Origin of the sequence: Pedobacter insulae (assembly GCF_900113525.1) — a bacterium.
GTDB lineage: Bacteria > Bacteroidota > Bacteroidia > Sphingobacteriales > Sphingobacteriaceae > Pedobacter > Pedobacter insulae.
Map to the genome: position 1 here is coordinate 1 of NZ_FOPP01000017.1, position 11,725 is coordinate 11,725.

Annotated in this window: 15 protein-coding genes and 1 tRNA gene; 3 read left to right on the forward strand and 13 right to left on the reverse strand. The window is 35.8% G+C overall.

The features are described from left to right. Positions 1-56: 56 nt before the first annotated feature. Positions 57-524, forward strand: a complete 468-nt coding sequence (locus BM207_RS18850; RefSeq protein WP_090998264.1) for a hypothetical protein — start codon at positions 57-59, stop codon at positions 522-524. A gap of 7 nt (positions 525-531) precedes the next feature. Here the strand turns inward: BM207_RS18850 and BM207_RS18855 are convergent, their stop codons facing one another. From BM207_RS18855 to BM207_RS18905, 11 genes are all read right to left on the reverse strand, one after another. Next, a complete protein-coding gene (locus BM207_RS18855) occupies positions 532-1,236 on the reverse strand; it encodes a 2OG-Fe(II) oxygenase (protein ID WP_090998268.1) in 705 nt (234 codons plus the stop codon). Then, a complete protein-coding gene (locus tag BM207_RS18860; protein ID WP_090998271.1) occupies positions 1,236-2,087 on the reverse strand; it encodes a bifunctional helix-turn-helix domain-containing protein/methylated-DNA--[protein]-cysteine S-methyltransferase in 852 nt (283 codons plus the stop codon). The genes BM207_RS18855 and BM207_RS18860 overlap by 1 nt, the downstream gene beginning before the upstream one ends. A 69-nt stretch (positions 2,088-2,156) precedes the next feature. After that, the gene (locus tag BM207_RS18865) at positions 2,157-2,780 is read right to left on the reverse strand and encodes a dihydrofolate reductase family protein (protein ID WP_090998274.1); all 624 of its coding nucleotides are present in this window, start codon (positions 2,778-2,780) and stop codon (positions 2,157-2,159) included. A 7-nt stretch (positions 2,781-2,787) separates the two neighbouring features. Next, positions 2,788-3,339 carry a dihydrofolate reductase family protein gene (locus BM207_RS18870; RefSeq protein ID WP_090998277.1) on the reverse strand — a complete coding sequence of 184 codons (552 nt, stop codon included), beginning with the start codon at positions 3,337-3,339 and terminating at the stop codon, positions 2,788-2,790. Positions 3,340-3,485: 146 nt separating this feature from the next. Then, entirely contained in the window at positions 3,486-3,989 is a 504-nt protein-coding gene (locus BM207_RS18875; RefSeq protein WP_090998280.1) for an SRPBCC family protein, read from the reverse strand. Then, the gene (locus BM207_RS18880) at positions 3,986-4,306 is read right to left on the reverse strand and encodes an ArsR/SmtB family transcription factor (protein ID WP_090998283.1); all 321 of its coding nucleotides are present in this window, start codon (positions 4,304-4,306) and stop codon (positions 3,986-3,988) included. The genes BM207_RS18875 and BM207_RS18880 overlap by 4 nt, the downstream gene beginning before the upstream one ends. Positions 4,307-4,453: 147 nt before the next feature. Continuing rightward, the gene (locus BM207_RS18885; RefSeq protein WP_090998285.1) at positions 4,454-5,296 is read right to left on the reverse strand and encodes a carboxylesterase family protein; all 843 of its coding nucleotides are present in this window, start codon (positions 5,294-5,296) and stop codon (positions 4,454-4,456) included. Positions 5,297-5,365: 69 nt separating this feature from the next. Next, the gene (locus BM207_RS18890; RefSeq protein ID WP_090998288.1) at positions 5,366-6,331 is read right to left on the reverse strand and encodes a Fic family protein; all 966 of its coding nucleotides are present in this window, start codon (positions 6,329-6,331) and stop codon (positions 5,366-5,368) included. Continuing rightward, the gene (locus BM207_RS18895) at positions 6,328-6,969 is read right to left on the reverse strand and encodes a hypothetical protein (RefSeq protein WP_090998292.1); all 642 of its coding nucleotides are present in this window, start codon (positions 6,967-6,969) and stop codon (positions 6,328-6,330) included. Before BM207_RS18895 ends, BM207_RS18890 begins: the two co-directional genes overlap by 4 nt. A 135-nt stretch (positions 6,970-7,104) precedes the next feature. Then, the gene (locus tag BM207_RS18900) at positions 7,105-7,635 is read right to left on the reverse strand and encodes a hypothetical protein (protein ID WP_090998295.1); all 531 of its coding nucleotides are present in this window, start codon (positions 7,633-7,635) and stop codon (positions 7,105-7,107) included. Positions 7,636-7,859: 224 nt separating this feature from the next. Further along, entirely contained in the window at positions 7,860-8,336 is a 477-nt protein-coding gene (locus BM207_RS18905) for a hypothetical protein (protein WP_090998298.1), read from the reverse strand. A gap of 57 nt (positions 8,337-8,393) precedes the next feature. Here BM207_RS18905 and BM207_RS19175 point away from each other — a divergent pair. After that, positions 8,394-8,474: transfer RNA gene (locus BM207_RS19175), tRNA-Gly, on the forward strand. Between the two features lie 51 nt (positions 8,475-8,525). Here BM207_RS19175 and BM207_RS18910 read toward each other — a convergent pair. Further along, the gene (locus BM207_RS18910) at positions 8,526-10,223 is read right to left on the reverse strand and encodes a DUF262 domain-containing protein (protein WP_090998301.1); all 1,698 of its coding nucleotides are present in this window, start codon (positions 10,221-10,223) and stop codon (positions 8,526-8,528) included. A gap of 416 nt (positions 10,224-10,639) precedes the next feature. Between BM207_RS18910 and BM207_RS19065 the strand changes: the two genes are divergently transcribed. Next, a complete protein-coding gene (locus tag BM207_RS19065; RefSeq protein ID WP_143096000.1) occupies positions 10,640-10,786 on the forward strand; it encodes a SymE family type I addiction module toxin in 147 nt (48 codons plus the stop codon). Positions 10,787-10,983: 197 nt separating this feature from the next. On the opposite strand, the gene BM207_RS18920 is transcribed toward BM207_RS19065, so the two are convergent. Continuing rightward, positions 10,984-11,400: a hypothetical protein gene (locus BM207_RS18920; RefSeq protein ID WP_090998306.1), complete on the reverse strand. Its 417-nt coding sequence runs from the start codon at positions 11,398-11,400 to the stop codon at positions 10,984-10,986. Positions 11,401-11,725 lie beyond the last annotated feature (325 nt).

An 11,725-nucleotide genomic window follows, 5' to 3' on the forward strand; every position in this document is an offset into this window, starting at 1 on the left:
AAAAGGAATAATCCCAGCTTTTTTATATAATTGTATGATCTTTTAAGTGGCACGGTTTGACCAAAATCACTGGCATCATCACTCCGAAATACTCAGCCCTAATACTGAGTTTTAGCTCTTGTGAAAAAATTAATACAAGAAGTATTGATACCATTGGTTATGGCTCTTCCTTTGGCATGTGTGTTGGTTACTGTAACCATAGCTTGTCTATTAGCGAAAACAAGGTAACGTTTGTAAAAAAAGCAAATAGCCAAACATCTCCAGATACTAAAACTTGTTCTAGCACTCTTGCAGCTGATGAAGCAAAGGTTTTCAAAGATTTGATGGAAGATAGTAAGATTGCTGCGCTGCCAAAAACAATCGGCTGTCCCGATTGTGCCGATGGGGGAGCAGAATGGGTGTCGGTTACTACTGGATCTAAAGAATATAAAGTTGTTTTTGAATATGGTAAAGAACCTAAAGAGCTAAAAGCTATTGTTAAAAAACTGAGAGCTCTTAGTGAAACCTTTAACAATTGCAATTAATTCGATGTTAACTTAACGCATCATGAAAAATGATGCCTAAAGTGTGTCGCTTGCCACTGTGAATTTCACTTACACCATGTTTCATGTTTACCCGATAGTAGCCTTTGCTACCTTTAATCGGTCGAAAGTTAGTTGTGAAAATCAACAACTCGCCTTTTTTAGGCTTTAATACAATCGCTTTTGATTGTGCTCTTGGTGTTTGCTCGGTTAATACAAATTCGCCGCCTGTAAAATCTTCATCCGGTTCATTCAAAAATAACACCGCTTGCAAAGGAAAATATACCGCTCCATACAAATCTTGATGCAAAGTATTGTATCCGCCTTTTCCATATTTTAAAATCAACACAGTTGCTTTAGTCTGCTCATGCGCCTTGCATTGTGCTAAAAGTTGCTCGTGTGTATCCGGAAAAGTAGTTGCAGTGTTTAGCACTTTCATCCATGTATTTGCAACCGGTACGAGTTTAGGGTACACGCTTGCTCTAATGCTTTGGATCAAAGGGGGTAACGGATAATTGAAGTATTTATATTCGCCCAAACCAAATCGATAGCGTTCCATTACAACGGTTTTTCTGTAGGCCTCTGGATTTTCATATCCTGCTATCAGAGCTGCACATTGGCTGCTTGTTATAAAATCTGGAACAATGGCGAATCCTTTTTGGTTAAGTTGCTCGGCAACACCTTGCCAATCAACCCATGTTATTTGCTGTTCCATTATTTAAGATCTGAATAAGTTTTTACGCCTTCCCAACCAATAATTGCTGTCTTTCTTGTGCTGCCCCACATGTAGCCGCCAAATATTCCGTTGGCTTGTATTACCCGGTGACAAGGGATCAAAAAGGCAACTGGATTGCTGCCGATGGCTGTTCCTACTGCCCTAGAGGCATTTGGATTGGCAATTTTATGGGCAATAGCTCCATAAGTGGTAAGCTGCCCCATGGGAACTTTTAGCAATGTTTGCCAAACCTTTAGTTGAAAATCTGTTCCCTTTAAATGTAGCTTGATCTGATGCAATTTTGTCCAGTCGTGCGTAAAAATGTAGAGCGCATTTTGCTGAACTAAATCCACTGTTTGTTTAAAATTCGCATTTGGAAAATGGCTTTGCAGGAGTGAAAAGGCAGTGGCTTCGTCTTCGAAAAATGCCATATAACAGATTCCCTTGGTGGTCGAGGCAACTAAAATATTTCCAAATATACTTTGTGCGAAGCTGTAATTGATCGTTAGGTTTTTTCCACCATTTTTATATTCGGCGGGCGTCATCCCTTCTATATTGATAAAGAGGTCGTGTAAACGCCCAGTGCCCGAAAGCCCAGCTTCATAGGCCGTTTCGAAAAGTGTTGCTTGGTTTTCCTTTAAAAGGGTTTTCGCGTATTCTACGGTAGTGTATTGCAAAAACTTCTTCGGACTGGTACCTGCCCAATCACTAAAAAGCCTTTGAAAATGAAATGAGCTTAAATGAACTTTCTCCGCCACTTCGTCGAGGCTAGGCTGCGCTTTAAAGTTTGCTTTAATATAGTCAATCGCTTCTGCAATTCGGTGATAGTCTACCTGTTGTTGTCCTGTCATGATCTTTAAATTTTATAAGCTAAAGGTCGGCAGTTAACGGTTGTCACAAAACCCGAAACTTGCTTAATTTTAAGCACCAGCATTACCTGTCTTAACTTCTCCAGCTCGTTTGTAATGGGCAATAATTACTCCAGTAGCGCTTACAATATGATCTATCAAGGTAAATGCTGCTGGAAATGCGCCATCGTCAAAAAGTTTTTTCCCCTTACCTAACAGCAGCGGATGGATTTTAAGCTTTAGCTCGTCTACGAGGTCATTCTTTAAAAGCAATTGAACTAACTCACTGCTACCCCAAACTTGTATATCGGATTTTTCCGATTCCGATGGGTTTTGCGATTTAAGCTCCTTGATGGCGGCCACATCTTTTAGCACAACTGATTTTTCCCAACCAGTAATGATGGGGTCTGAGTTTTCGAGGGTTTTGGACAAAACATATTTTGTTCCGTCATTAATACCTGGCCAAATATCGCCATGTTTGGGCCAGTATGCGGCCCAAATTTCGTAGGTTTTTCGCCCCAGCAGATAAGTTGCCGGTTCGGTTTCTTTTTTCACTGCAGCGTTGTAAACTTCGTCACCAAAGGGTGCAACCCAACCACCATATTCGAAGCCACCAGAGGTGTCCTCTTTTGGGCCACCAGGTGCTTGCATTACTCCATCTAAAGTAACCATGGATAAAACGATTATTTTTCTCATGTTGTACCTACTTATGTGCTATTTCGTAATAATGAATTATTCCACCACCACTAAAGGCTTTTGTTTCTCGGAGCTTTAGAGCGGTTCTATCGCTTATGTTTTCAAATAACGGCAAACCATTTCCTACAATAACAGGGTGGATACAAAGTTGCAGTTCATCAAGCAAATTAAGGTTTATTAATTGGATGATTAAACTGCGACTACCAACAAAGATATCTTTACCTGCTTGCTGTTTGAGTGCTAAAACCTTTTCTTTTATAGGTTGGTCAGCTAAGGTAGCGCTGTTCCAATCCGTGTTTTGAAGCGTATTCGAAAAGACAATTTTTGGAATGCTATCTATGGACTTCGCAAAGTCGTCCATAGATTTTTCGCCTGATGGGTTTTTAATCAATTCTTGCCAAAATTGCATCAATTGATAAGTTATTCGGCCGTAGAGAATCACACCTCCTTTATTTAATAGCTCCTCGTAATGGCGATGTATTTCTTCATCTGGCGATATTGCAGTATGGTCGCAAAACCCATCGAGCGTCATGTTGATTGCAGCAATTACTTTTCTCATAGCTCTTTAAATATTGGGATTCTAGTTAATATTAACTAGAGTGACTTAATGTAAAGATAGCAAAATCAGCATTTTCTTTGTCTTCAATTCATAGCCTATTTCGCAGCTATTTTTCTGTCATCTGTTTATTGTCTGAGTAGATTTTTCTACTGTCTTTTCGATAAAGTTGCCAATAATTCTTCTAAATTTTCAATAGACATTGTGAAGCCTTCTTTGAAGCCCATTTCAATCATCTTCTCTAAGCGGGCAAGAGATTCATTAAAAATGGTAATACTCACTTTTGTAACGTCGTTTTGTTCGCTGAAATTGTAATCCCAATCCGAGCCCGGTAATTCACGATTTTCATCCTTGTCTGCAAAAGTATTATACATCTTAAAGTTAGTTTTGGGCGTAATGGAAGTATACTCCTGAACGGCCCAGCGCTCATGTCCTTCGGGACTTACCATTGCATAAAATCTTTTTCCACCAACTTCAAAATTCATATACTTTGTTTTAGATGCCCAAGGTTTAGGTGCAACCCATTGGTCCAAAAGTTCTGGTTTCGTAAAAGCATCCCAAACCAATGGAAGTTCGGCTGCAAATTCTCTGGTTATCACTACCGTTTTTGCTGCTTTGTCAACGGTAAAATCAAATAGCAAATTGTTTTTCATTTTTCGTTCTTTTTAATGGTTAATAATAAATCGTCCAATTGGCTGAATTTGGTTTCCCAAATCTCTTTGAATTGCGCTAACCAATTGTCTATTTCTTTCATTTTGTCAATTTCAAGAGAGTAATAAATTTCTCTTCCTTTTTGTTCTTGCTTTACCAATTCGCATTCTGTCAAAATGCGCAAATGTTTGGAAACAGCTTGCCTTGTTGTATTGAAGTTATCGGCAATCGCATTCGGTGTCATTGCCTGTAATGCAATAAGAACGATAATGGCTCGTCTTGTTGGATCGGCAACCGCTTGAAAAATATCTCTACGCATAGGTAATTATTTTAATGAAACTAATCGGTTGCAAATATATATGCAACTTTTCGGTTTCGCAAATTTATTTGCAATAATATTTTTAAAGGGGGGATAGGGCCGCGTGAAAGGGTAGGAAGAGTAATTATTTACCGTTTGGCAGAAGACTTATTTCTTGCGTTGTTTGAATAGCCATTTTGGAATCGTTTCTCCTAAAATCCGTGTCGTAAAAACATTGTCGTGTGTTGTTGCTTTTAGCTTCCAAAAAAGAATATTATTACTCATTTCTTTATAGAATTGTTCGTCGCTATTGATTGGGTTTTCGGTGTCGTCTATGCCGTGAATTAACCAAATAGGAATTGCTGCCAACCTGTGTATTTTGTCGAATTGTGGAATGCCTGAAATACTAACTCCTGCTGCAAAAAGGTCTGGCCTGGCTGACAATGAATTAATAACTGTTGAACCACCCATGGAAAATCCGATTACATAAATCCTTTCAGTGTCAATATTCAAATTTGATTTTAACGAGTCGATAAGTTGTAGTACTGAATTCAGACATGGTCTTGGCGTCGAATAAAGTAAATTTCTTGTTGTATCCATTACATAGTCGGAAGAACGTGTTAGAAATTGTGGTGCTAAAACATAAGCTGGATATTTATCTTGAATGTCGGGACTTGCAAATAGTTTTGGTAATACGCCAAGTTGAGATTTATTGTCAGTTCCAACTGGTCGCCCGGACCCATGATAGACAATTACTAATGGATATTTTTTATTAGTTTTTTGTTGCTTGGGTTTAAATATTCGATACTTTATTTCTATTTGTTCTTTGCCTACAAAACTAGCGGCGTCAAAAATTTCGTTAGCTAAATTTCTAATTTTTACAACCTCTTGTTTCGATAAGGTTGTGTCGGCATTATTTTCAATAATAGTTTGCCCGAATTGCTTTTTAGTTGTAGCACAAGATGTTAATACTATGGTAGATATGAATAAAGCTAGAAGAGGTCTTGTCATTTTAAGAGTATGGGTGTTTGGGTATTTGTGTAAATGGAGGCTTGGTGAAGTTTGGTGGCTCGAATAAAATTAGTCGGAGTAGTTTTGCTTTTGGTAATAAGTCGTTTTTTTATCTCCGAATTTGTCTATTAGTCCGTTCTCGAAACCATTTTTTAGGTCTCTGCTCGCTGTAGAAGTTGATATTTCTGGAAAATGTTTCATATAGTCTTTACGAGTAAATTTTTCAGTACGGCCTTCTAAAAATATTTCTAACCTTTCTGTTTCATTTAGCCTCCTGGTTTCATTTTCTAGCAATTCATCAAATGATTGGTCAATTATATTCAGCATAAATTCGATAAATCTAGTTGATTTGCCTTCTTTATCTGAGATTGAAAGAGCATTATAATAATCATTCTGATTTTTTGAGATTAATGTCTCAAAAGGCAAAAATTCAAATAGTGGGTATTCGCTCATTAGGATCGAAGTTTGCCACAGTCTCCCCATTCTCCCATTACCATCCATAAAAGGATGAATGAACTCCATTTCATAATGAAAAACACAACTTTTTATAAGCGTTAGTTCTGATTTGTCTTTTAGGTATTCAAATAATCCATTCATCAGATATTTTAAATTCGAAAATGGAGGTGCGATATGTTCAACTTTTGAGCCCTTTACTATCCCAACTCCCTTAGTCCTATATTTTCCAGGATCTAAAACCAGTCCATTCATTAATAGTTTATGAGCCTTTTGAAAATCCTTTTCTGAATTGTATTTGAAATTTTTTAGTTCTTTATAAACTTCAAGCGCATTTAATACCTCTTGGATGTCTTTTTCGGGTCCAAGAACTCTTTTGTTTTCTATAATGGAGGTTATTTGCTCTTCTGATAGTGTATTCCCTTCAATGCTCAATGAAGAGTGAATTGTCTTTATTTGATTTTGTTTTCTAAGTTTGGGGTTTTGTCTTACCAAATGTTTTGCATTTACTTCTCCTATTTTTTGGGAAATAGAGGTAATGAACTTTAATATTCTTGGCGTTATTTCGTAAGGTGGATTCATTTGATACTATCATTTGATACTATCAAATATACGATAAAAATGTAAGAATTAGGGAGGTTTGCAATATGGAGAAGATTCCCCGCCACTTTTGCCAAACCGCTGTTATGTGCAGCACAGCTATTTGCCATATATTTCATACATTGTGTAAAGGTTAAACCTCCACTATCGTGTAATGCCCAAAAATCATTAATTGTATATATTATTTCAATATTTGCATTTTCAGGTCCAAATTGGTAATCTGTTAAAAAGCAAACCTTGTTATTTGGCGAGTTATCAACAGCGATAGTAAGTATTTGATTTATCTCGACTTTGTACTGGCTTAATATTTTAAAAATAAATTGTTGATTTGAACCACGATCGTCAATTATGTCATCCGTGTCGTGAATAGGGATACTAATTTGGTCATTAGGGTCAACACTCCAATCAATTATTTCGTCAGCAAAAAAGCCGATTTCTTTGTCATCCTTAAAATCAGGATTGCCTACGTGAACAATAGTCCCATCTTGCTCCAGAAGTAGGTTATAGAAGAGACCACGATGGCTTATAAGTTTATTTTCTTCAATTATTGCAAGAGCAAAGTCGTCTTGGTTAAGTCCAAGCCCTTGCGAGTTGATTGAAGCTATTTCTATCGTTGGCATGGTAGGCTATTAAAGTTGCAGCTAACGTTCCGGGACTTGCCGAAGTTGGTTGGTTCGAGTTGAATTCCTATGCAATATAACAGGTTGAAGATGAATTTCCCACCGATTTTGTAAAACCCTTGTTATGGGCAGTTGCTAAACATTGCTATTTTCGGCCTCCAACCGGGCTAATCTTTGATTTTCTACGACTTTATTTATTCTAGGCTGTAAAAACCAAATTCCAATAGGCAAAAAAAACACAAGAAAAAAGTCGCCTAAATATTGTCCCATACTCGCTTCTTTTCCAGTCTCGATGCAGTTCAGGAGTTTTGCAGGGAAAGCTAGACAATATAAAATAGCAAAAAATACATAAAGCATTGGAATGGCATAAATTCCAGAGAAAGTCATTCCTTCTCCATTTGACAAAACTAATATTGACACAAAGGTGCCAAGGCTAATGAGAATATTTATTAGAAAAAAGTTAAAATTTACTGTAACTCTCTTTGGTAATATCTGATTTAATTCGTTACCAGTTAATATCGGCCATAAAGAATAAATAACTGCACCAATTATTCTGATAATCATAGTTGAGAACTGATCACCTTCGATAGTGAAATTGTACATTATTGCACCTAGCACAATGATTGGGAAAATCTGCCAATGCTTTAAAGTTAGAAATGATTTCATAAGAGCGAATTGTTTAACTAAGATATCAATTACTTGTATATTGGAAACTTCTTTGGCAACTTAAAGGCATGCGCCCTGCATTGCACCTAACGTTCCGTGGCTTGGCGATAGTTGGCGGTTACGTTAAATTTCTTATGCAATATAACAGGTTTAGGGGTGAATTTCCGCCGATTTCGCCAAACCACCTGTTAGGCGTATTAAAGTTTAGGCAAGCAATAGAATATTTATTTAGCTTTTGGTATAGAAATAAAAAACTCCCCATGTTCATAATATATTGTTTGTGAGTATCTTGATCCTTCCATATCGCTAAAAGATATATTTATAATGTCTTCTCTTCCATTATCAAAAATTAGTGCTTCATTAAGTACAGGCAAGACTATTGGATGATGATGTACCTCGAAATTTTCCAAATGTTCATAAAAACCATTTTCAAAAATTCCATCTTTAACACTTTCGATATTTATCTCTATTGCTGGGGCATTTGTCAAGGATAATTCATTGTGGCCATTTTTGTGTTGAATAATAAATTTCGGTAAAATCTGCCGTTTCATTTGTACTCTCGTAAACAGATTGGTTTTTTGTTGTTCTTTAAATGTCAAAACAAGAAATATCCCTGTCCCAAGTGTTACACATGCTATTACCCAGTCTGCAACTGTTCCCCAAATATCACTATCAAAAGGTCCGAAATTATTTATCTCCATTCTTTTTATTATTTTTGTTATCTAATCACCGAGAATATCATCGCTATCAGCTATTCTCGGTTGTTGGAATTGGTATACAAGCTTGTTTACCAAACAAGTGCCTTAACAGGATTATGGGTTCGAATCCCATACCGCCCACAGATGGCGAGTTCAAAGAAATTTGGCTCGTCATCCTTATTCGCATTCTTACTAAATTGCGTAGGAAGATCTCCATATAGCAACAGCTTTTTTAGCTAAAGAATTTTGTCGAGAAGTTAATTTTTCAGGAGTCCAAACGTCGTAGTCGAACTCATTTGCCATTTTATAATTACTTTTCAGATATTCGTCTTTTTTACCCTCTATAAGTTTTGTTTCTGCATCTTGATTCAAACGTTCCTCAAGTAAAAGATAGTTACCTATCCTGTAAATATATTTTTCTTGAACAATCTTAGGGAAGAAAGTCTCCCAATTTTCTGATGGGTTCTCCGGTAATATATGTTCTATAGTTGCAGGGTTAAACTCAAAATCATCATCCCCACCTTGTTTTAAATGGTTTTCTATTTCGAACAAAATATATCTAGCAAGCTTTTTATTTCTTCCATAAGAGTAAAGATTTAGAGTTGAGAAGTCATTTTTAAAATCTTCATCTGAAACGTACAGTTCTTTTAATTCATTAAATATTTGCAAGGCGGTAGTTATTATGCCATTACTAATTTTGATTGAAGCTTTATTGTAAATTTCTTCCATTGTATTAGCTTGTCTACTTCCTATAACGTTATATCTGAATGAAATAATTGAGATTAATCGAACCAGTTTTTCAAATTCCTGCGACTCAAACTTTTCTTTTGAAATAAGCAATAGAGGTAAATGTTGTTTAACACCGAATAATTTAAACTCCCTGACTCTTTTAAACATTTCTCTATTACCTTGCCACTCAATGTTTGAAGGATCTTGTAAGGCTACATAAAGTGCAGCGGAGGAGTCAAGTTTTTCTAATAGTTCAAATACTTGTTTGTTTGTTTTTATGCTAGCACGAATAATTTTAAATAGCTGTTCTTGCCTAACTAAATTGTTTCTTGACATCCAAAAGTGTCGAAGGAATATGGGAAATTTATCAAGACCTACAGAAGTAGATATCCTTTTCCAAATTTCTTTAGCGATTCTAATATCTGATTCTGTCAGTAATGAAAATAAGTAATTCTTCAATAAATCTGTTACTGTCAGATCTACTCCTCGGTAATTTAATGTTTCAAATAAAGTATACGCACTTACTTCATCTTCAACTTCGATTTTAATGAACATCATTTTATCGCCTAATGTTTTACTTAGAAAATTTGCAAGTATTTCGCCAGTTGGATTGTTAAAATGTGATTTTACACTTGAATAGAAAAAGTTAAATGCTTGCCATAATAATCTATCCGAGTCACTTAGAGTTTTTTCATTATTTGGTTCTGAAAGTTGCAATAATCGACTTTGATAAAATGGATCATTATTCTCATTTAGGATTAGTTTGCTTGAGTAGAGCAAAGATCCAGGATCTTTTTGACCTAAATAGCCTCTTCGTAATTCACTTATCCTTTCTTTATTGTCATCTGGATCAATTCCAGAATCTATAAGGTCTTGAATGTTTTTGATTACAGCCAAAGCCAATATGCTAAGTGTAGTAAATCTTTGTTGACCATCAATAACAAAAAAATGTTTATCCCCATCACGCTGAACAACAACAGCGCCCATGTAGTGGTCTTTACCTGTGCTTATCAAGATTTTCAGATCTTCCCATAGATCCATCCAATTTTCAGTTTTCCATGAATAGTCTCTTTGATATGTAGGTACTTTATATGATATGCCATAACCTAAAAGCCCGCTCAAACTTGCCGAACTAGGTGTCATTAAACTTTTTTCTGCCATAAGGATTTCAATTGAGAGTAGTTAAATTAAATTGGTTTCTCTAAGCTAAGCATTAATTAATTTATACTTAAACTAACAGCCTTTAATAAGATAACCGATTTATCCGTTTATCTCCGACTATAGAGTCTCTATAGCGTATTTTTATAATGCGAATCTCAATTGGAGCAATCCAATAAATTTTATTATTTTACAATATACTAGGCGAGCAGTTGTAAGTACTGCATTCTATCGGTTTCCGATTGGGGTTCGCGGCGACCTAGTTTTTTAGATTTAAGGTTATGCGAACCCCAAAAAATCAAAAAACAAAAATCATCCAAGAACTCCAACCTAACAAAATCTGCAAATGTGGAGCCTGTGAACCGAGAAAGCCAAGACTTCCAGAAGGCCGCCGCCGATTAAAAATCCAACCAAAACATATGAAGTCCACTTGGCAGGAGTCGATTGTTCCACAAATATTATTGCAGGGGGAGTGGTTGCGAAAAACTGGTTTTGAATACGACGAACACGTAATTATTACCCAAAAGAAAGGGAAGCTAATTATTGTATTGGATAAAGCAAATTAAGTTAAGGTGCCGGGCAATTTGTCCGACATTTTTTATGAAAGCTGAAAGGTTTGCGCCATTGTAGGTATGCACCCAGTATTGGCACTAACGTTCCGTGGCTTTGCGCAAGTTGGCGGCTACATTAATTTATTATGCAATATAAGATTTAGAAGAAAATTCTCCGCCAATTTCGCAAAACCGCTGTTAGCAGCCGTGTTTTACTCGTTATCAAATGCGTCTATAGAATAAATAGCCATCTCAATACCCAAGTTTAATTTACCCGCAATTACTATCAATTCCTTTGGTAAGTTGTTATTTTGATTTACAATCTCAGTATTCAGTCTTGAGTAAATAGGAAAGTCAAGATAGGCTTTTGTAACATTGTGAGTTTTAAAAAGTTGTTCTAAGTTGTCAAAATGTTTTGCTAAAAAGATAATGGCATCTTCGACTTGTCCATCAAAATCATCCCAGTCCTTTTCAGAAACGTCAAATGAAATTTTATGGTCTATTCTAATATTGTTGCTTTCATTTCCTAATTGCTCGCCTTTTTCGGATGTGCTATATACAGGAATTTTTGTTATTTTTTCAAATGACTTAAATGAGTTGGTAACACTATATACTTTTAAAAGACACATATTTTTAGTTGTTGGGTTCTTGGGTTAAGACATCACAAAATGGCTGCTAACTCTTAAATAGACTAAATTACATTTAAAGAAGTTAAGATTACAACGAAAATATAACTAATTGGTATTTACTCAGTTAAAATATTTTATTCGCGCTTGTTGACTTTTGTATTCTGTATTGTTTTTAAGTAAGCAACAATAGATAACGCCTTTAATATTCAAACATTCTATTATAAGACAGTTGTCTTCTACTAATATAGGTTTACAGTTGGTCTGATACGGGTTTCCCTTTACAGTTTTGGAAGGGTTAATAATTATAAAGTTAATAGTTTTTTAT

What these genes read in the sequence shown, in the direction of transcription:
- BM207_RS19065 (WP_143096000.1), top strand. Translation starts at nt 10,640, where the DNA reads ATGAAGTCCACTTGGCAGGAGTCGATTGTTCCACAAATATTATTGCAG.
- BM207_RS18890 (WP_090998288.1), bottom strand. Translation starts at nt 6,331, where the DNA reads ATGAATCCACCTTACGAAATAACGCCAAGAATATTAAAGTTCATTACC.
- BM207_RS18905 (WP_090998298.1), bottom strand. Translation starts at nt 8,336, where the DNA reads ATGGAGATAAATAATTTCGGACCTTTTGATAGTGATATTTGGGGAACA.
- BM207_RS18895 (WP_090998292.1), bottom strand. Translation starts at nt 6,969, where the DNA reads ATGCCAACGATAGAAATAGCTTCAATCAACTCGCAAGGGCTTGGACTT.
- BM207_RS18885 (WP_090998285.1), bottom strand. Translation starts at nt 5,296, where the DNA reads ATGACAAGACCTCTTCTAGCTTTATTCATATCTACCATAGTATTAACA.
- BM207_RS18880 (WP_090998283.1), bottom strand. Translation starts at nt 4,306, where the DNA reads ATGCGTAGAGATATTTTTCAAGCGGTTGCCGATCCAACAAGACGAGCC.
- BM207_RS18920 (WP_090998306.1), bottom strand. Translation starts at nt 11,400, where the DNA reads ATGTGTCTTTTAAAAGTATATAGTGTTACCAACTCATTTAAGTCATTT.
- BM207_RS18875 (WP_090998280.1), bottom strand. Translation starts at nt 3,989, where the DNA reads ATGAAAAACAATTTGCTATTTGATTTTACCGTTGACAAAGCAGCAAAA.
- BM207_RS18870 (WP_090998277.1), bottom strand. Translation starts at nt 3,339, where the DNA reads ATGAGAAAAGTAATTGCTGCAATCAACATGACGCTCGATGGGTTTTGC.
- BM207_RS18855 (WP_090998268.1), bottom strand. Translation starts at nt 1,236, where the DNA reads ATGGAACAGCAAATAACATGGGTTGATTGGCAAGGTGTTGCCGAGCAA.
- BM207_RS18900 (WP_090998295.1), bottom strand. Translation starts at nt 7,635, where the DNA reads ATGAAATCATTTCTAACTTTAAAGCATTGGCAGATTTTCCCAATCATT.
- BM207_RS18860 (WP_090998271.1), bottom strand. Translation starts at nt 2,087, where the DNA reads ATGACAGGACAACAACAGGTAGACTATCACCGAATTGCAGAAGCGATT.
- BM207_RS18865 (WP_090998274.1), bottom strand. Translation starts at nt 2,780, where the DNA reads ATGAGAAAAATAATCGTTTTATCCATGGTTACTTTAGATGGAGTAATG.
- BM207_RS18910 (WP_090998301.1), bottom strand. Translation starts at nt 10,223, where the DNA reads ATGGCAGAAAAAAGTTTAATGACACCTAGTTCGGCAAGTTTGAGCGGG.